Here is an 18,493-nt window from a genome sequence, read left to right as displayed (position 1 = left end):
CGGGGACGATGTCCGAGCCCGACCCGCTCGACCGCCACCCGGTCGAGGAACACGCCGTTCCCGGCGGCATCATCACCCGACGCGCCGCCACCCCGTTCGAGGTGCACCTCGACGTCTTCTCCGGCCCCTTCGACCTGCTCCTCGGACTGATCAGCAAGCACAAGCTCGACATCACCGAGGTCTCCCTCGCCACCGTCACGGACGAGTTCATCGCGCACATCAAGGCGGCGCAGGCCATCGACAACGACTGGGACCTCAGCCAGGCCTCCGAGTTCCTCCTCATCGCCGCGACGCTGCTCGACCTCAAGGCAGCCCGTCTCCTGCCCCAGTCCGGTCCGCAGGACGACGAGGACCTCGCACTCATCGAGGCGCGCGACCTGCTCTTCGCCCGCCTCCTGCAGTACCGCGCCTACAAGCAGATCGCGCAGACGATCCGGGAACGGATGGCCACGGCGGGCCGGATCACCGCGCGGCAGGCCGGCCTCGAGTCGCGCTTCGCCAGTCTGCTGCCCGAGCTGATCATGACCGTGACTCCCGACCAGCTGGCCATGATCGCCGCGCGGGCGATGATCCCGAAGGAGCCTCCGACGGTGGGGCTCGACCACCTGCACGCGCCGCAGGTCAGCGTCCGGGAGCAGGCGTCGATCATCGTGTCGCGGCTCCGATCCCGCGGCCAGGTCTCCTTCCGCAGCCTCGTCGCTGACGCGGACAGCACCCTCGTGATCGTCGCGCGCTTCCTCGCCCTCCTCGAGCTCTTCAAGGAGGCCGTCATCGCCTTCGAGCAGGCCGAGGCACTCGGTGAGCTCGACATCCGTTGGACGGGGAGCGAGGAGGGCGACGTGGCGATCGACGACGAGTTCGACGAGGACACCGACGCGGGCAGCAGCCCGGACAGCAGCCCGGACAGCGTGCCGGACGGCGTGCCGGACAGCGGCGGGGATGGGGCTGACAACCGAGATGACGGAGCGGACGATGAGTGAGCAGGACCAAGCGGCCCCGGCTGCTCAGATGGGGACGCAGACGGAAGCGGGTGCGGACGTGGGTGCGGACGTGGGGGAGGACCTGGCGAGCCTCGGCGACGAGCAGATCGCCTTCGACATCAACGACTTCCCGGGCGGTGCCCGGTCAGCCCTCGAGGCGGTCCTGATGGTGGTGGAGGAGCCGGTGACCGAGATGGACCTCGCGTCGGCCCTCGAGCTGCCCGTGGAGGACGTTCGCGGGCATCTGGTTGCCCTCGAGGAGGACTACGCCGCCGCCCAGCGCGGGTTCACCCTGCGCAACGTCGCCGGTGGCTGGCGCATGTACAGCCGGCCCGACTACGCTCCGGTGGTCGAGAAGTTCATTCTCGATGGCCAACAGGCCAAGATGACCCAGGCGTCCCTCGAGACGCTCGCCGTGATCGCCTACCGCCAGCCGGTGTCGAGGTCGAGGGTCAGCGCGGTCCGAGGGGTCAACGTCGACGGCGTCGTCCGCACCCTGCTGTCCCGGGGCCTGATCGAGGAGGTCGAGGACACCGGGGAGAGCGGGGCGATCCTCTACCGGACGACGACCTACTTCCTCCAGCGGATGGGCCTGTCCTCCCTGGATGAGCTGCCGCCGCTGGCCCCCTACCTACCCGATGCAGATGTCATCGACGAGCTGATCGAGGAAGGTCACTCATGAGCGAGCACAGCAGGTCCCCACGCCAACCACGCAACCGTGGTTCGGCGCCGGGCGGCGCCCCGAAGGGCACGCGGGGCGGCGCCGCGAAGGGCACGGGCGGCGCCCCGAAGGGCACGCGCGGTGCTGCCCCGAAGGGCTCGGGGGGCTCCTCGGGACGCACCTCGAGCGGCGGCGGAAAACGGACTGCCGGGCCCCGTTTCGCCGGTTCGACGAAACCGAGCCAGCCCACCCGCCTGCCCAGCCGCGAAACCGCTCCGTCGGTGGACGTCCACGATCCAGACGGCGTCCGCCTGCAGAAGCTGATGGCGGCCGCGGGGGTGGGCTCACGCAGGGTCTGCGAGAACCTCATCGAGCAGGGCCGGGTCGAGGTGGACGGGCAGGTCATCACCGAGCTCGGCGTTCGCATCAACCCGCAGTCCCAGGTGGTCCACGTCGACGGGGTGCGCGTCAACCTCGACGAGGAACGGGTCTACCTCGCCTTCAACAAGCCCAAGGGCGTCGTCACGACGATGCACGACGAGCTCGGTCGGATCAGCCTGGCCGACTACGTGGGCAACCGCGAGCAGCGGCTCTTCCACGTCGGGCGGCTCGACGCCGACACCGAGGGGCTCCTGCTGCTGACCAACGACGGTGACCTGGCCCACCGCCTCCAGCACCCGGCCTATGGCGTGCTCAAGACCTACCTGGCCACGGTGCGCGGGCCGGTCGGCAGGGACGTCGGCAAGCAGCTGCGCGAAGGCGTCGAGCTGGAGGACGGGCCGGTGACGGTCGACTCCTTCAAGGTGGTCGACTCGCAGCCCGGCAAGGCCCTCATCGAGGTCGTGCTCCACGAGGGCCGCAAGCACGTCGTGCGGCGGATGCTCGAGTTGGTGGGGCACCCCGTGCTCGAGCTGGTCCGGACGGAGGTCGGCCCGATCCGCCTGGGCGACCTGCGCTCGGGGCGGATGCGCCGACTCAACAAGGCCGAGATCGGCGCGCTCTACCAAGCTGCAGGTCTGTGACGGCGTGACCAGCCACGTCCGCATCGTCGGCACCGGTCTGATCGGTGCGAGCCTCGGGATGGCGCTCACCGCGGCCGGGTTCCGCGTCTCCCTCGACGACCCGTCGCCGACCGCGTGTCGGCTCGCGCGCGACCTGGGCGCCGGCATGTTGGCGACGCAGCTCGCGCCGGGGGACGACCCCCAGCTCGTCGTCGTCGCGGCGCCACCGGACGTGGTCGGCGCCGTCGTCGTCGACTCCCTCCGCCGCTGGCCGACGGCGGTTGTCACCGATGTGGCCTCCGTCAAACAGACGATCCTCGACTCCGTGCTCGCATCGGGTCTCGACGCCGCTCGCTACGTCGGCTCGCACCCCATGGCGGGGCGGGAGCGATCCGGCGCCGCGGCAGCGCGACGGGACCTGTTCGACGGGCGGGCCTGGGTCATCGTGCCCCACGCACAGTCCAGCGAGGAGGCGGTCCGGGCGGTTCGCGAGATCGCCGTGGTCGTCGGGTCAGCCGTCCGGGTCATGCCGGCCCGCGAGCACGACGAGGCGGTCGCCGCCGTGTCCCACGTGCCGCAGGTCGCCGCGAGCGTCGTCGCCGCGTGCCTTCGCGACCTCCCCGAGCCGGCCGTCGGCCTGGCCGGGCAGGGCCTGCGTGACGTGACGCGCATCGCCGCGAGCGACTCGCGGCTGTGGACCCAGATCCTCGCCGGCAACGCCGCCGCGGTCCGGGAGGTGCTCGTCAACGTCCGGGCGCAGCTCGACGAGGTCGTCGACGCGCTCGCCTCCCTCAGCGCCGGTGAGGCAGAGGGTGCCTTGGGCACGTTGAGCCGTCTCCTCGAGGCGGGCAACCTCGGGCAGGCGCGGATCCCCGGCAAGCACGGGGCGGCCCCCACCGCGTACGCCGTGGTCTCGGTCCTCGTCCCCGACGTGCCCGGATCCTTGGCTCGGCTGCTCACCGACATGGGGGACGCGGGGATCAACCTCGAGGACATGCACCTCGAGCACGGACTCGGCCAGCCGTTCGGCGTCGCCTACATCTCCGTCGTCCCCGCCTCCGCGGAGCCGCTCGCCGAGACCCTCACCGGGCTCGGTTGGCGGCTGCACGACTGAGGCGTCGCCACCTGCCCGACCACGCACCCCACCCGGTCGTATGCCGCTGAGCCGGCTCAGCGGCATACGACCGGGTTCCGGGTCGGCGGGCTGGGCGGGACGACCTCGTCGGGCCACTAGGCTGCCGCCCATGCCGCAAACCCCGGTCAGCTCCGCCGTGTCCGAACCCACCGACCACCCCCTCTCCGGGTTCGTCGTCGCCATCGACGGGCCGTCGGGGTCGGGCAAGTCGAGCGTGTCGAAGCAGGTGGCCAGGACGCTCGGGTATGCCTACCTCGACACGGGCGCGATGTACCGGGCGCTCACCTGGTGGTGCCTCGACCGCCACGTCGACCTGGACGACCCCGCAGCGGTCGCTGCGGCTGCCGAGGACTTCCCGCTCGACATCGGCACCGACCCCGACGCGCCGCACGTGCTGGTCGGGGGCGCGGACGTGGCCGAAGCCATCCGTGAGACCCGCATCTCGACCTCGGTGTCCAAGGTCGCCACGGTGATCCCGGTGCGCGAGCTGCTCCGTCTCCTGCAGCGGCAGCTCATCTCGAAGGCCGGCGCGGCGCGGGGCGGGGTCGTCGTCGAGGGACGCGACATCACGACGGTGGTGGCACCGGACGCGTCGGTGCGCATCCTTCTCACGGCCTCGGAGGAAGCCCGCCTGGCGCGACGGTCAAGGGAGCTGCACGGCGACGCCGACGAGACCTCGGTGAGTGCGACGCGCGCGCAGATCGTCGACCGTGACCGACTCGACTCGACCGTCTCGGTGTTCACCGTGGCGGCCGACGGGGTCACGACGGTCGACACGTCCGAGCTCGACTTCGACGGCTCGGTTCGCGCCGTCCTCCACATCGTCGCCGCCGCGCGCGCATGAGTCCCGGGCCGGCGGTTCTCGCCCCGGACCGACGGCGGGCGGCTGGCGGCCGCAAGGTCGGCCAGGTCATCTTCCGCACGATCTACCGCGGCGTGGCCGTACACCCGGGGAACGTGCCCGCCTCGGGTCCGGTCATCCTCGCCGCCAACCACGCCGCCTTCCTGGACGGGCCCCTGGTCTTCTCCCTCGCCCCGCGGCCCGTGACCTTCCTGGTCAAGCAGGAGGCCTTCGCCGGTCCTCTCGGGTTCGTCGTGCGCACTGTCGGCCAGATCCCCATCGACCGCACGACCGGTGACCGGGTGGCACTCTCGACCGCTCTCGCCGTGCTCGAACGCGGTGATGCCGTCGGCATCTTTCCCGAGGGCACCCGACGAGCCGGGGACGTCGACGACGTCAGCCGGGGGGCCGCCTGGATCGCCCTGCGCTCCGGAGCTCCGATCGTGCCCGTCGCCGTGCTGGGCACGCGGGTTCGGGGCGGCACCGCTGACGACTGGCCCGGACCTCGGTCTGTGCTCACAGTGGACTTCGGTGAGCCGTTCACCCTGCAGCCGGACCTCGCTGTACCGGGCCGTGAGCGGCTACGTCGCGCCAGCCGCAGCCTCCAGGAGGCGCTCGCGTCGCATGTTCGTCGCGCGCGGGTGGACAATGGGACGTCGTCCTGACCGTGTCGGGGCCCGTCAGGGCCCGAGCTCGGGGCGCGCCACCGACCCCCGCACCACTGATTCGAGGACACCGTGACTGACGAGACCGCCCGCCCCGTGGACGAGGGCGCCCCGATCTCGGCGGACGACCGTTCGGTCGAGCGAGCGCTCCGGGCCGGCCTGGACGACTTCGAGCTGAGCCCCGAGGACCAAGCCCTCCTGGAGACCCAGGACGAGCTGCTCGCCGGTGCCGCCGAGCGCGGGCCGCTGCCGGTCGTCGCAGTGATCGGCCGACCCAATGTCGGCAAGTCGAGCCTCGTCAACCGCATCCTGCGCCGCCGCGAGGCGGTCGTCGAGGACGTGCCCGGGGTCACCCGAGACCGCGTGTCCTACGAGGGGGAGTGGGCCGGGCGCCGCTTCACCGTCGTCGACACCGGCGGGTGGGAGTCGGACGTCACCGGGATCCACCTCCGAGTCGCCGAGCAGGCCGAGATCGCCATCGACCTCGCCGACGTCGTCATGTTCGTCGTCGACGCCACGGTGGGAGCCACCGACGACGACGAGTCCGTCGTGCGGCTGCTCCGCCGGTCCGGAAAGCCCGTCGTCCTCATCGCCAACAAGGTCGACGACCAGCGTGGCGAGGCTGACGCGGCGGCGCTGTGGAACCTCGGGCTCGGCCAGCCCTGGCCGGTGTCCGCCCTGCACGGCCGGGGGAGCGGTGACGCCCTCGACGCCGTCCTCGAGGTGCTGCCGCAGGTGTCCGCCCACGGGGCGTACGCCCAGGGCGGACCTCGTCGCGTGGCCCTCGTCGGCCGTCCCAACGTGGGCAAGTCGAGCCTGCTCAACAAGCTCGCCGGATCCGAACGGGTCGTCGTCGACAGCGTCGCCGGCACGACGCGGGACCCGGTTGACGAGCTGATCGAGCTCGCCGGCACGACGTGGCGTTTCGTCGACACGGCCGGCATCCGCCGGAGGGTCCACCAGACCCGCGGCGCTGACTTCTACGCGTCCCTGCGCACTCAGACCGCCCTCGAGAAGGCCGAGGTCGCGGTCGTGCTCATCGACGCCGAGGAGCCCATCGCCGAACAGGACGTCCGGGTCGTCCAGCAGGTCATCGACGCGGGCAGGGCGCTCGTCGTCGCCTACAACAAGTGGGACACCCTCGACGAGGAGCGGCGCTACTACCTCGAGCGCGAGATCGAGAAGGAGCTCGTCCAGGTGCCCTGGGCGGCCCGGGTCAACATCTCCGCCAAGACCGGCCGTCACCTCGACCGTCTCGTGCCGGCGCTGGAGAAGGCGCTGGAGTCTTGGGACACCCGCATCCCGACGGGCCGCCTCAACGCCTTCCTCGGCGAGGTCGTCGCGGGCCACCCGCACCCGGTTCGCGGTGGGAAGCAGCCCCGGATCCTCTTCGCGACGCAGGCCGCGACGCGACCCCCACGTTTCGTCATCTTCGCGTCCGGTTTCATCGAGGCCGGCTACCGGCGCTTCCTGGAGCGTCGACTGCGTGAGCAGTTCGGCTTCGAGGGCACCCCGATCGAGGTCTCTGTCCGGGTTCGCGAGAAGCGTCGTCGCTGACCCGTTCCGGCAGCTCGCCCGGGTCAGAGTTCGGGCGCGCGGGGCTGGCGGGCACGACGCGCTCGAGACCTCGACCCTCCGACCCCGATTCGGACCAGAGGACGGTCGTGCGCTAAGGTTTCGTTCGCCCCACGGGGCAGCGGGCTGTGGCGCAGCTTGGTAGCGCACTTGACTGGGGGTCAAGGGGTCGCAGGTTCAAATCCTGTCAGCCCGACGTTGAATCCGCATCAGAGGCGGTCCCGGAGAAGTCCGGGGCCGCCTTTCTGCTTGGTTGACAGCAACCGTGACAGCAACGGCGATCTGATGTGGGAAAGGGCAACGGTGACTGCGCAGGAACCGCCCGAGTGGTGGGGCACAGTGACGCGGACGCTCCTCGCCTCGATTCGAGCGGCCTGGTGACTTTTGGCGACGACCACCCCGCCGACGCCTCCGCCAAGAACGACGACCGTCTGCCCTGTCCCTGTTCGCGCTCCACCCATCACAACATCACCGCTTCCCCCCTCGGGAGGGTGATCCGATCGTACGGACGCACGCCGGCTGCTCCGAGGAGTGCCAGAGCCTCTCCTTCACAGCCTGTCCTCGTGCAGGTCGTACACGAACGCAGCGGGCGTCCCCATCGGGCTGGGCTGAGCGCGCCGCCGTAGGGCTCGTCGCCAAGCCGGGTGACCGTCGCGGCCGGTCGGGTGAAACAACGCAGGAGCGGGATCAGCTCTTGGAGTCGTCCTCGGTGTGCAGCGAGTTCCACGCCGCCCTGACGTGGCTTCGCATCACGGACTCTGCCCAGTCCCCGTCGGCTGCGGCGAGCGCAGAGACGAGCTCGTGGTGGTGCGCGAGACTGCGGCGCAGGTCTGTGTCGCTGTAATGGGAGAAGGTCTGCCACACGAGCGGGACCTGCACCACCGACGAGACGACGCTGCCGAGCCGCCGGTTGTTCGAGCCCTCGAGGATCAGTCGGTGGAAGCGGTTGTTCAGCTCGGTGATCCGGTCGACGTCCGCGACAGAGCCCCTGGCCGCAGCGTCCATGTCGTGCGCCAAGCGGTCCAGCTCGTCGAGGTCCACCGTCGCCGCCGTCGCCGCCAATCGGCAGGCCCACGGCTCGAGCAGGGAGCGGAGGCTGAAGATCTCGTTGAGGTCCTCGGCGGTCCAGGCGGCTACCTGCACCCCGCGGTTGCGCTCGTAGCTCACCAGGCCTTCGGCGGTGAGCCGTCGCAGTGCCTCCCGCACCGGTGTGCGGCTGACTCCGACCGACTCGGCCAGGTCACCCTCGCGTAGCCAGTCCCCACCCTGTCTCTCGCCGGAGAGGATCTGCGCGCGGATCAGCCGATACGCGTGGTCCGACGCGTGGCTGGGGTCGTGCTCGACCGCGGGTGGCGAATCGCTCATGGTGTGGGCAAACCTAGCAATAGGAAAAGTTGTATGCAATCCCTTGGTCAAGTCATTGACAGTTTCGCCTTCCAAGCCTAAGTTCGCGGCAACGCTGTTGCGTGGATCACGATGACCGCACGATTTGGTATGCAAATCCGAAGTTGAAGGGAACTCATGGACACCACCCCACTGCCGTTGGACGACGTTCGCGTTGTGGAGCTCGGCCAGTTGCTGGCGGGACCCTTCTGCGGACAGCTGCTGGGCGACTTCGGTGCCGAGGTGATCAAGGTGGAGGACCCCGCAACCGGTGACCCTATGCGGCAGTGGGGCAGGGAGAAGCCCTACGGCAAGTCGTTGTGGTGGCCCGTCGTGGCCCGCAACAAGAAGTCGGTGACCGCCAACCTCCGCACCGAGGATGGCCAGGATCTGGTCCGCCGCATCATCGCCCAGGCCGACGTCCTGATCGAGAACTTCCGCCCCGGCACCCTCGAGCGTTGGGGGCTGTCGCCCGCACGGCTCTGGGAGATCAACCCCGGCCTCATCGTCACGCGGGTCACCGGGTTCGGCCAGACCGGCCCGTACGCCTCACGGGCCGGCTACGGCTCGATCGGCGAGGCCATGGGTGGTATCCGGTACGTGACAGGAGACCCGGACCGGGCCCCTGCCCGGGCCGGGATCTCGCTGGGCGACTCCCTCGCGGCCACGTTCGCCGCGCTGGGCACCCTCGTCGCGCTGCACCAGCGCGGACGGACAGGCCGCGGGCAGATCGTCGACTCCGCGATCTACGAGGCGGTGCTCGCGATGATGGAGTCGCTGCTGCCCGAATGGCAGATCGCCGGCTACCAGCGCGAGCGCACGGGCACGACGCTGCCGAACGTCTCGCCGAGCAACGTGTACCCGACCGCGGACGGGGAGATGGTGCTCATCGCGGCCAACCAGGACACAGTCTTCCGTCGCCTGGCCGAGGTGATGGGGCGGCCGGACCTGGCGACGGACCAGCGCTACGCGACCCACAGTGCGCGCGGCCAGTACATGGAGGAGCTCGACGGCACGATCGCCGAGTGGAGCTCGACCATCAAAGCCGACGACCTGCTCGAGCTGCTCCATGGCGACGGGGTCCCCGCCGGGCGGATCTTCCGCGCGAAGGACATGTTCGCCGACCCGCACTTCGCAGCGCGGGAGGCGATCGTCAAGCTCGCCCACCCCGATCTGGGGGAGTTCGCCATGCACAACGTGGCGCCGAAGCTCTCCGACACCCCGGGGCGGGTCCGTCATGTGGGCCCCGAGCTCGGTGAGCACAACGAAGAGATCTACCAGGGCCTGCTGGGACTCGACGACGACGCGATGTCGGCGCTGCGTTCCGCCGGCGTCATCTGAGGAGGAAACATGGCTTACCGGTTGGGCGTAGACGTCGGTGGCACCTTCACCGACATCCTGCTCATCGACGAGGAGTCCGGCGCGACCTATCGCGCCAAGACCTCCTCCACACCCGAGGACCAGTCCGTCGGCGTCCTGCGCGGCATCGAACGTGCCTGTGAGACCGCGGGTATCACGCTCGGGGACATCGACGAGGTGTTCCACGGCACGACTGTCGCCACGAACGCGATCCTGGAGGGCAAGGGAGCGCGCGTTGGACTCGTCACCACCGAGGGGTTCCGGCAGGTGCTGCAGATCGCCCGGTCCTTCGTTCCGGGTGGCCTCGCAGGTTGGATCATCTGGCCCAAGCCCGAGCCGCTGGCCGCGCTCGAGGACACCGTAGAGGTCCGGGGACGCATTGCCGCCGACGGGTCGGTCGTCACCGAGCTCGACGAGGACGACGTCCGCGCCAAGCTGCGTCACCTGTCGCAGCAGGGCATCGAGGCCTTGAGCATCAGCCTCATCAACGCCTACGCCAACCCGGACCACGAGCGCCGGGTCGGGGAGATCGCGGCCGAGGAGCTGCCCGACATCCCGGTGTCCCTCTCATCCTCGGTGCTTCCCGAGCTGCGGGAGTACGAACGCACGATCACCACCGTCGTCAACGCAGCCGTGCAGCCTCACGTGGCGCGCTACGTCGCCAACTTGGACTCCAAGCTGACCACCGCCGGGATCCACGGCAAGCTGTGCATCCTTCGCAGCGACGGCGGCCTGGTCTCCGCGGGCGTGGCGGCCGCGCACCCGGTCAACATGCTCATGTCCGGACCTGCCGGCGGGGTGACCGGGGCGACCTGGGCCGCCGAACAGGCAGGCTTCGACGACTTCCTCACCTTCGACATGGGCGGAACGTCGACGGACGTGGCGCTGGTGCAGGGCCTCAAGCCGCGGATCGGCCGGGAGACGACGGTCGGCGACCTCAAGGTGAGGGCCACCTCCGTCGACGTGCGCACCGTCGGCGCCGGCGGTGGATCGATCGCGCACGTCCCCCAGCTGACCCAGGCGCTTCGCGTCGGGCCGCAGTCCGCAGGTGCAGCCCCGGGACCCGCGTCGTACGCTGCGGGCGGCACCGAGCCGACGGTCACCGACGCCAACGTCGTCCTCGGCTACCTGCCCACGCAGCTCGCGGGTGGCGAGATCACCCTCGACCGCGACGCGGCGCACGCGGCGGTCAAGTCGATCGCCGACGCCACGGGCCTGGAGTCGGTGGAGGCCGCGGCCGCCGGGATCATCGACATCGTCAACGAGAACATGCTTGGCGCGCTGCGCCTGGTCTCGGTGCAGCAGGGCTTCGACCCGCGCGACTTCGCACTCGTCGCGTTCGGGGGCGCCGGCCCGCTGCACGCCAACGCGCTGGGGAAGCTCACCGGGGCTTGGCCCGTGATCATCCCGCCGTCACCCGGCGTGCTCAATGCGTACGGCGACGCCACCACCGTGATGCGTGACGAGGCAGTCCGCACGCTGGTGCGACGGTTCAGCGAGCTCGACGACGACTCGCTCAAGGAGATCCTCACCGAGCTCGCCGACGACGCGAAGGCGACGCTCACCAGTGAAGGCGTTCCCGAGGACCAGCAGCGGATGGTCTACTCCGCCGACCTGCGCTACCACGGCCAGGGCTTTGAGATCCCGGTGACAATCGACATCGATGCCTTCGACGGCAGCGGCGGCGGTATCGAGAGCCTGCGCAAAGCGTTCGACGCCGAGCACAACCAGCTGTTCTCGTTCGTCCTCGACGCCGAGCACGAGCTCGTCACGGTCCGGGCCACGGCCAACGGCCCGCGCCCGGACGTGACGTCGATCGAGCTCGAGAAGGGTGACGAGGACCCGGCGGCTTCGCTGCGGACCACGCACCCGATCTGGGTCGATGGCGGCGAGGTGGAGGCCAACGTCTACGATCGCGCCCAGCTCAAGGCCGGCAACGTCGTGCGCGGTCCCGCCATCGTCACGGAGATGGACTCCACCACACTGATCCTTCCCGGGCATTCCGCGACGGTGCACCCGGGCGGCAGCCTCCTCATCCGTCCCCTCGACTCGAACACGGAGCACTGAGCCATGGCACACCTCATCGAGACCGCGACCGAGCCCCTGCGCACCGTCGACGTCGACGTGGTGACGTTGGACCTGGTCGAGAACGCGCTTCGCAACGCCCGCTACGAGATGGACGAGGTGCTCTTCCGGACCGCGCTGTCGCCGGGTATCCGCGAGCAGCACGACGAGTTCCCGCTGATCGGGGACCCGGAGGGAAAGATGGTCGTCGGCCAGTTCGGCCTGTCGATCCCCGACTTCCTGGAGAACTTCGAGGGCGACATCGAGGAGGGGGACGTCCTCCTCACCTCCGACCCGTACTCGTGCGGAGCGGCGATCAGCCACGCGAACGACTGGCTGGTCGTCATGCCGATCTACTTCGAGGGGCGCATCGTCGGCTGGTCGTCGATGTTCGGGCACATGTCCGACGTCGGCGGCAAGAGCCCCGCCTCGATGCCGACCGACGCGAAGACGATCTTCGAGGAGGGCGTGATCATCCCACCCTTCAAGCTCTACAAGAAGGGTGTCCTGGACGACGACGCGCTGCGGATCATCCTCAACCAGGTCCGAAAGCCCGACTGGAACCGGGCCGACCTCAACGGCATCGTGGCCGCATGTCGCACGGCCTCGCGACGGGTGCAGGAGATGTGCGCGCGCTTCGGCGTGGACACCTACACCTCGGCGCTCGACGCGCTGCTCGACCGCAACTACCGGGCGATGAAGACGCTGCTCGCGATGGTGTTCGAGGAGGGCAAGACGCTCTCGTTCACCGACTACATCTGCGACGACGGCGTCGGCTACGGCCCCTACGAGCTCAAGCTGAGTCTCACCCGAACCGGCGACAAGGTCCTGCTGGACTTCACCGGCAGCAGTCCACAGGCGCAGGGGCCGATCAACTACTTCATCAACGAGAACCTGGTCCGGATGTTCTTCGGGATCTACATGATCACCGTCGCCGACCCGCAGATCCTGTGGAACGACGGGTTCTACCCGCTGGTGGACGTGGAGATCCCCGAGGAGTCGTTCTGGAAGCCGAAGTACCCGGCCGCGCTCAACGCCCGCAACCACGGGATCGGCAGGGTCTTCGACCTGTTCGGCGGGCTGCTCGGCCAGACCAACCCGGACCTGCTCAACGCCGCGGGCTTCTCGTCATCGCCGCACTTCATGTACTCCGGCAACTACAGCTCCGGCGACCGCAAGGGCGAATGGTTCCAGCTGTACTCGATCGGCTTCGGCGGCATCCCCGGCCGGCCGATCGGCGACGGTCCGGACGGGCACTCGCTGTGGCCGTCCTTCGTGAACATCCCATGCGAGTACCTGGAGTCCTACTACCCGCTGCGTATCGAGCGCTGGGAGACCGTCGCGGACACCGGCGGTGCGGGGGTGCACCGGGGCGGCAACGGCGTCGACGTCGCCTACCGCTTCCTCGAGCCGGGCACGATCGCGATCCACGACGACCGCTGGCTCACCTACCCCTGGGGTGTCAACGGCGGCGAGCCGGGCGCCCGGGGCAGGAAGTGGGTCGAGCGAGCGGACGGCACCAGCCATGTGCTGCCCAGCAAGATCCACGACTTCCCGGTCAACGTCGGCGACTTGCTCCACTTCGTCACCTGGGGCGGCGGCGGGTGGGGCGACCCGCTCGCACGTGACCCCGAGCTCGTCGGCCTGGAGGTACGACGCGGGCTGGTGACCGTCGAGGGCGCGCGCCGGTACGGCGTCGTGTGCGACGAGCAGGGCCAGGTCGACGTCGACGCAACGGGGCAGCTGCGCGACGAACTCAAGGACGGGCGTCCCGACCCACTGCCGACCTTCAACATGGGCCCGCCGCTGGCGGAGATCCTGGCCCGGTGCGAGGAGGAGACCGGGCTGCCCGCGCCGAAGCCACCGATCGCACGATGACCGAGGTGCCGAACTTCGACGCGGGCTTCGCCGGCACGCTCCGTCCAGGAAGGCGCCCGGCGGTGCTGGCGATCGACCTCATGCGCGCGTATTTCGACCCGGCCAGCCCCCTGTGCCTGCCGTCGCGAGACTGCCTCGCGTCGGCGGCACGGGTGCTGGCCGCCGCCCGGAACAACGGCGTGCCCGTGATCCACACGCGGGTGGCGTACGCCCCCGACGGCCGTGACGGGGGCGTCTTCGTCCGCAAGGTGCCCGCGCTCAAGCACCTGTTCGGTGGCGGCCCGATGAGCGAGTTGATGCCAGAGGTGGCCCCCGTCGAGGATGAGCTGGTGGTCACCAAGCAGTACGCCAGCGCGTTCTTCGGCACCTCCCTCGCCTCGACGCTGGTCGCCCGAGGTGCCGACACGGTCGTAATCGTGGGCGTGAGCACCAGCGGCTGCGTCCGCGCGTCCGGCGTGGACGCCGTGCAACACGGCTTCCTCCCGCTCGTCGTGCGAGACGCGGTCGGCGACCGGACGCCGGAGACGCATGATGCGAACCTGTTCGACCTCCAGGCGAAGTACGCCGAGGTTGTCGACGAGAGGACAGCGGTGACCTACCTGGAGCAGGAGCGGTGAACGCCGAGGTCGAGATCCTCGAGGTCTCTCCCCGTGACGGCCTGCAGAACGAGAAGACGATTCTGTCCACCGAGGACAAGATCGAGCTCGTCGAGCGGGCCGTGGGCGCCGGCGCGCGGCGGATCGAGGTGACCAGCTTCGTGAACCCGTCGCGCGTGCCGCAGATGGCCGACGCGGACGACGTGATGGCGGCACTGCCGCGTCGTGAGGGTCTGAAGTACGCCGGGCTCGTCATGAACCGCCGTGGCCTCGACCGTGCACTGGCCGGCAACGTCGACGAGATCGACGTCGTCGTGGTCGCGACGGACACCTTCTGCCAACGGAACCAGGGGATGAGCACGGCCGAGGCCTGCGACACGGCCGCCGCCCTCGTGGAGGAGGCGCGCGCGGCCGGGGTCTTCTCGACGATCACGGTCGGCGCGTCGTTCGGCTGCCCCTTCGAGGGCGAGGTGACGACCGACCGACTCCGCGAGGTCGTCCAGCGAGTCGTCGACGCGGGACCGGACGAACTGGCCCTCGCTGACACCATCGGGGTCGCCGTGCCGACCGACGTGAAGGCTCGCCTGGGGCTCGCTCGAGGGTTGGCCGGCCCGGACATGCCGCTGCGCCTGCACCTTCACGACACCCGACACACCGGCGTCGCCAACGCGGTCGCCGCCGTCGAGGCCGGCGTCCGCACCCTCGACGCGAGCATCGGAGGCGCCGGCGGGTGCCCGTTCGCCCCCAACGCGACCGGCAACGTCGCCACCGAGGACCTGGTCTACCTCTTCGACCGGATGGGTGTCACCCATGGCCTCGACCTGGCCTCGGTCACGGCGACGGCTGCGTGGCTGGAACACCGGTTGGGACGACCACTACCAGGGGCCTTGCTGCGAGCCGGCAGCTTTCCGGGCTGACTGCGGTCACCGTGTCGAGGGCACGCAGCGGCAGGGTTGGGTACCGGTCGACGGCTGGGCCGAACACCGCAGCCACCCAGCACATGCTGCGCAACGCTGGCGCGGCCGGCGGGCTCGCAACCCTGGGCACGCTGCCGGTCTTCCTGGTCGGCGCGCAGGCCGTTCTCATCCGGGATGACCTCAGGGTCGACGACGCCCGACTCGGTCTCGCGGCAGGTGCCTTCTTCGGAGTCGCGGCCGTCGTCTCCCTGACCTGTGGAGGGCTTGTCGACCGGATGAGCTCCCGTGCCTCCACTCTGGTCGCCGCCGGAATCAGCGCTGGCGCCACGTTGGGCATAGCTGTGGGAGCCCAGTCGTTCGTCAGCCTCCTCGTTCTGCTGCTGTTGGCCGGTGCGGGCAACGCTGCACTGCAGATGACGGCAAACGTGACGCTGGCCCGGACCGTACCGCCCAGCCGGCAGGGCATGGCCTACGGAATCAAACAGTCGGCCGTGCCGCTCGCAGTCATGCTCGGTGGCCTGGCCGTTCCCTCGGTGGGCGTGTGGGTCGGGTGGCGCTGGACGTTCGCGATCACCGGAGGCGTCTGCGTGCTCGTAGCAGCGTTCGGGGTTCGACAGCGTTCGGTTCACCCGACGGCCGGGCCATCGTCCGGCGCCCTTGACCGCCCTCCTGTCGCCGCTCTCCTGGTGAGTGGCGCTGCGACGATGCTGGCCACCAGCGCGGTCGTGTGTCTCGGCGCATTTCTCCCCGTCTGGGCTCACGAACTCGGCCTGTCGCCTGCGCGCAGCGGCCTGCTGCTCTCCGCCGGGGGCGCCCTTGCTCTCGTCGCCCGGCTCGCCTCGGGGTTCGCGGCCGATCGGCGGGTCGGCTGGCACATGCCGATCGTTTCCGCCCATCTCTTGGTGGGAGCGGCGGGCGTCTTCTTGTTGTCTCTCCAGGACGTCGCGACGCTGGTCGTGGGGACCCTGATCGCCTTCGGCATCGGCTGGAGCTGGCCCGGAGTGTTGCTGTTCGCCGTGGTCCGCGTCGGGCGCGACAACCCTGGCGCGGCATCCGGGGCAATCCAGGGAGGCAATTTCGCCGGCGCGGCACTGGGACCGGTGCTCTTCGGTCTCCTCGCTACCGCCGTCGGCTACTCCACGGCGTGGCGCCTAGCCGCCGGCATCATGCTCGCCGCGGCCGCTCTCCTGGTCATTGCAAGGCGGATGTTCATAGCCGACAGCCGACGGCGTCAGCCACAGCGAACATCTCCCTGAGAGAAGGGCTTCGATCCCTACCCAGCCGGCCCAGCGTGACATCCCCGAGCGGTTCGGGCATGTGGAACTCCATCAACCACCGTTTTCTCCGACTGGTCCGCGGACGGCACCTGGGCGAAGCCGCCGACCTCGGTGCAGGGCAGGGCTGCAGCCGACAGCGAGGTGGAGTGGACGGTGTCGTGGTGCGGCGGCTGGCTTGCGATCGTGATGGCGGTCGTGCGCCACCTCGCCAGCGCGGACGACCAGATCACCCACGTTCACCTGGACCATGGGTTCTCCGAGCACCACGACGTGCCGGCCGCCTCAGGGTGCCGTCGAGCGCCACGGCGTCGAGCTGGACCTGGAGAGGGCGACCTCCGTCATCTCCTGAACAACCCCCGTCCTCCGCCCCTGCGGGCGGAGGACGGGGCGGCTGCTCCGAGAGCGTCGGGTGGGGGGCCTGCGACGCTCCCGGCGCGACGGCTGAGGCGTTCCAAGGTCGTATGCCGCTGAGCCCGGGGGCGCTCGCATCTCCCCGTCCGCGTGGGCGGGGTCAGCGTCTCGAACGCGAGCGCAGCTCCGAGCGCGAGGTGGGGGGGCGCTGGATCTGCGCGGCGCGTTGTTGGAGTTCGGTGGCGCTGGGACCACGAGGCCGTCCTGCGGCCCGGCGGTCCACGGGTCGACCCACGGTGAGCGTCGGGTCGGTCGTGGGACTCGCGTCAACCTCTCCGCGGCCCGCGTCGCCGTCCGGCGACAGGTACTCGGTCGGCAGGATCTCCGGGTCTCGGGCTCTGCCGACGGTCAGCGCGGCGATCGCGGTGGTGGCCGGGACCGCGAGGACCAGGCCGATGGCGCTGGCCAGGGTGCGGACGATCTCCTCGGACATCGACTCAGCCTGGAGGAGGTCGAGGACCGGTCGCTCGTAGAGGAAGAGCAGCAGCAGGACCGGCAGTGCGGCGCCGGCGTAGGCGAACACGATGGTGTAGATGGTCGACGCGATGTGGTCGCGTCCGATCCTCATGCCTGAGGAGAAGAGCGTGCGACGGGACAGGTGCGGCGCCGCGGCGCGCAGCTCCCACACTGCGGAGGACTGGGTGATGGTCACGTCGTTGAGCACGCCGAGACCGGCGACGATGATGGCGGCGGTGAGCAGGTCGCGCGGGCGCATCGTCTCGTTGAACGCGACAAGCATCGCCCCTTCGTCGTCCGCGACGCCGCTCAGCCGGGCGAGGTGGACGGCGAGAACGCCCAGGACGGCGGTGATGGCCAACCCGAAGAACGTGCCCGCCAGGGCGGTGCTCGTCCGGGTCGAGAGGCCGTGCGTCAGGTAGAGGACGACGAACATGATGGCTGTGGAGGCGATGAGAGCGACGCGCATGCCGGGCTGTCCCTCGAGCAGCGCAGGCAGCATGAACTTGATGACGAGGAGACCGCCGAAGCCCAGCCCGACGAGAGCGAGGACGCCGCGCAGCCGAGCCACCACCGCGACGACGAGGACGAACAGCGCCAGGAGGAGTGCGAGCGGCGCACCGCGCTGGACCTGCAGGAACGAGTAGGCCGCCGGTTCTGCGCCCTGCGGCGGGATCTTGAGGAGCTGGACCTTGTCGCCGGCCTGCAGTCCCGAGGTCGAGACCGGGCCGGGCACAGAGATGGTCACGGTGACCTGGTCGTTCCAGTCACCCGTCTCGGGCTCGAGGTTCACTCGGATGGCTCCGCAGGTGGCGGAGTCGGCCGCGACGTCCCCACGCTGGTTCTGCAGGGGGGCCGCGCCGACCTGGCTCTCTGCACCGGCGCAGGGCGGCAGCACCTCTGAGACGGTGGCGATGGGAAAGGTGACGCCCGGCGCCGCGAAGTCAGAGGACCCGACCCGGTCAGCCGCCGAGGCCCCGGAGGGCCAGTACCGGACGAGACCGAACACCGTGCCTGCCGCGGTGAGGATGAGGAACGCGATCAGGGCCAGCTTCGCCAGCGAGCCCACCTCGACCTGAGGGCCACTGCCGTGCCCGTGGCCGTGCGAGTGGGCGCCGCTTCGATGGTGTCCTTGGGAGTGGAGGTGTCCGCCGGGCATGGCTGAGAGTGTGCCACGCCCAGCCGTGAGGTACGTGGTTCCGCGGCGCCACCCGGTCGAGCACTGACGAGGACTCGTCTCGGTCACGAGTCTCCCCGGGCGCAGCCCGGAGCTGATCCGGCCGTTAGGCTCTGA

At 70.1% G+C, this 18,493-nt stretch carries 15 protein-coding genes and 1 tRNA gene; 14 read left to right on the top strand and 2 right to left on the bottom strand.

The window, feature by feature from the left end; translation table 11 throughout:
* Positions 1-8: 8 nt before the first annotated feature.
* The 8 genes from INTCA_RS09320 (at position 9) to INTCA_RS09285 (ending at position 7,054) form a co-directional block, all read left to right on the top strand.
* Entirely contained in the window at positions 9-980 is a 972-nt protein-coding gene (locus INTCA_RS09320) for a segregation and condensation protein A (protein WP_013492666.1), read from the top strand.
* A complete protein-coding gene (scpB, locus tag INTCA_RS09315) occupies positions 973-1,662 on the top strand; it encodes an SMC-Scp complex subunit ScpB (RefSeq protein ID WP_199921683.1) in 690 nt (229 codons plus the stop codon). Before INTCA_RS09320 ends, scpB begins: the two co-directional genes overlap by 8 nt.
* Positions 1,659-2,663, top strand: a complete 1,005-nt coding sequence (locus INTCA_RS09310; RefSeq protein WP_013492664.1) for a pseudouridine synthase — start codon at positions 1,659-1,661, stop codon at positions 2,661-2,663. Before scpB ends, INTCA_RS09310 begins: the two co-directional genes overlap by 4 nt.
* A 4-nt stretch (positions 2,664-2,667) precedes the next feature.
* On the top strand, positions 2,668-3,756 hold the full coding sequence (locus INTCA_RS09305) for a prephenate dehydrogenase (RefSeq protein WP_013492663.1): 1,089 nt from the start codon (positions 2,668-2,670) through the stop codon (positions 3,754-3,756).
* A gap of 130 nt (positions 3,757-3,886) precedes the next feature.
* On the top strand, positions 3,887-4,621 hold the full coding sequence (gene cmk / locus INTCA_RS09300; protein ID WP_013492662.1) for a (d)CMP kinase: 735 nt from the start codon (positions 3,887-3,889) through the stop codon (positions 4,619-4,621).
* Positions 4,618-5,283, top strand: a complete 666-nt coding sequence (locus INTCA_RS09295) for a lysophospholipid acyltransferase family protein (RefSeq protein ID WP_013492661.1) — start codon at positions 4,618-4,620, stop codon at positions 5,281-5,283. Before cmk ends, INTCA_RS09295 begins: the two co-directional genes overlap by 4 nt.
* A gap of 72 nt (positions 5,284-5,355) precedes the next feature.
* Entirely contained in the window at positions 5,356-6,840 is a 1,485-nt protein-coding gene (gene der, locus INTCA_RS09290; protein WP_013492660.1) for a ribosome biogenesis GTPase Der, read from the top strand.
* A gap of 140 nt (positions 6,841-6,980) precedes the next feature.
* Positions 6,981-7,054 (top strand) — tRNA-Pro (locus INTCA_RS09285).
* Positions 7,055-7,545: 491 nt separating this feature from the next.
* Here INTCA_RS09285 and INTCA_RS09280 read toward each other — a convergent pair.
* Entirely contained in the window at positions 7,546-8,223 is a 678-nt protein-coding gene (locus INTCA_RS09280; RefSeq protein ID WP_013492659.1) for a GntR family transcriptional regulator, read from the bottom strand.
* Between the two features lie 156 nt (positions 8,224-8,379).
* Here INTCA_RS09280 and INTCA_RS09275 point away from each other — a divergent pair, with 156 nt between their 5' ends.
* From INTCA_RS09275 to INTCA_RS09250, 6 genes are all read left to right on the top strand, one after another.
* The gene (locus INTCA_RS09275) at positions 8,380-9,582 is read left to right on the top strand and encodes a CaiB/BaiF CoA transferase family protein (RefSeq protein ID WP_013492658.1); all 1,203 of its coding nucleotides are present in this window, start codon (positions 8,380-8,382) and stop codon (positions 9,580-9,582) included.
* 9 nt (positions 9,583-9,591) lie between these two features.
* Positions 9,592-11,667, top strand: coding sequence for a hydantoinase/oxoprolinase family protein (locus tag INTCA_RS09270; RefSeq protein WP_013492657.1), 2,076 nt, complete (start codon positions 9,592-9,594; stop codon positions 11,665-11,667).
* 3 nt (positions 11,668-11,670) lie between these two features.
* Positions 11,671-13,542, top strand: a complete 1,872-nt coding sequence (locus tag INTCA_RS09265; RefSeq protein WP_013492656.1) for a hydantoinase B/oxoprolinase family protein — start codon at positions 11,671-11,673, stop codon at positions 13,540-13,542.
* Positions 13,539-14,159 carry an isochorismatase family protein gene (locus tag INTCA_RS09260; protein ID WP_013492655.1) on the top strand — a complete coding sequence of 207 codons (621 nt, stop codon included), beginning with the start codon at positions 13,539-13,541 and terminating at the stop codon, positions 14,157-14,159. The genes INTCA_RS09265 and INTCA_RS09260 overlap by 4 nt, the downstream gene beginning before the upstream one ends.
* Entirely contained in the window at positions 14,156-15,055 is a 900-nt protein-coding gene (locus tag INTCA_RS09255) for a hydroxymethylglutaryl-CoA lyase (RefSeq protein ID WP_013492654.1), read from the top strand. Before INTCA_RS09260 ends, INTCA_RS09255 begins: the two co-directional genes overlap by 4 nt.
* Before the next feature lie 83 nt (positions 15,056-15,138).
* The gene (locus INTCA_RS09250; protein ID WP_013492653.1) at positions 15,139-16,311 is read left to right on the top strand and encodes an MFS transporter; all 1,173 of its coding nucleotides are present in this window, start codon (positions 15,139-15,141) and stop codon (positions 16,309-16,311) included.
* A gap of 532 nt (positions 16,312-16,843) precedes the next feature.
* On the opposite strand, the gene INTCA_RS09245 is transcribed toward INTCA_RS09250, so the two are convergent.
* Entirely contained in the window at positions 16,844-18,358 is a 1,515-nt protein-coding gene (locus tag INTCA_RS09245) for a YibE/F family protein (RefSeq protein ID WP_083807889.1), read from the bottom strand.
* Positions 18,359-18,493 lie beyond the last annotated feature (135 nt).

Origin of the sequence: Intrasporangium calvum DSM 43043, assembly GCF_000184685.1 — a bacterium.
In the GTDB taxonomy this organism is placed as follows: domain Bacteria; phylum Actinomycetota; class Actinomycetes; order Actinomycetales; family Dermatophilaceae; genus Intrasporangium; species Intrasporangium calvum.
The sequence above is the reverse complement of the archived record's forward strand: the minus strand, read 5'-3'. Positions and strand labels throughout refer to the sequence as shown.

Coding starts and splice junctions, on each gene's coding strand:
- INTCA_RS09320 (WP_013492666.1), top strand. CDS start 9: ATGTCCGAGCCCGACCCGCTCGACCGCCACCCGGTCGAGGAACACGCC.
- scpB (WP_199921683.1), top strand. CDS start 973: ATGAGTGAGCAGGACCAAGCGGCCCCGGCTGCTCAGATGGGGACGCAG.
- INTCA_RS09310 (WP_013492664.1), top strand. CDS start 1,659: ATGAGCGAGCACAGCAGGTCCCCACGCCAACCACGCAACCGTGGTTCG.
- cmk (WP_013492662.1), top strand. CDS start 3,887: ATGCCGCAAACCCCGGTCAGCTCCGCCGTGTCCGAACCCACCGACCAC.
- INTCA_RS09295 (WP_013492661.1), top strand. CDS start 4,618: ATGAGTCCCGGGCCGGCGGTTCTCGCCCCGGACCGACGGCGGGCGGCT.
- INTCA_RS09280 (WP_013492659.1), bottom strand. CDS start 8,223: ATGAGCGATTCGCCACCCGCGGTCGAGCACGACCCCAGCCACGCGTCG.
- INTCA_RS09275 (WP_013492658.1), top strand. CDS start 8,380: ATGGACACCACCCCACTGCCGTTGGACGACGTTCGCGTTGTGGAGCTC.
- INTCA_RS09270 (WP_013492657.1), top strand. CDS start 9,592: ATGGCTTACCGGTTGGGCGTAGACGTCGGTGGCACCTTCACCGACATC.
- INTCA_RS09265 (WP_013492656.1), top strand. CDS start 11,671: ATGGCACACCTCATCGAGACCGCGACCGAGCCCCTGCGCACCGTCGAC.
- INTCA_RS09260 (WP_013492655.1), top strand. CDS start 13,539: ATGACCGAGGTGCCGAACTTCGACGCGGGCTTCGCCGGCACGCTCCGT.
- INTCA_RS09250 (WP_013492653.1), top strand. CDS start 15,139: ATGCTGCGCAACGCTGGCGCGGCCGGCGGGCTCGCAACCCTGGGCACG.
- INTCA_RS09245 (WP_083807889.1), bottom strand. CDS start 18,358: ATGCCCGGCGGACACCTCCACTCCCAAGGACACCATCGAAGCGGCGCC.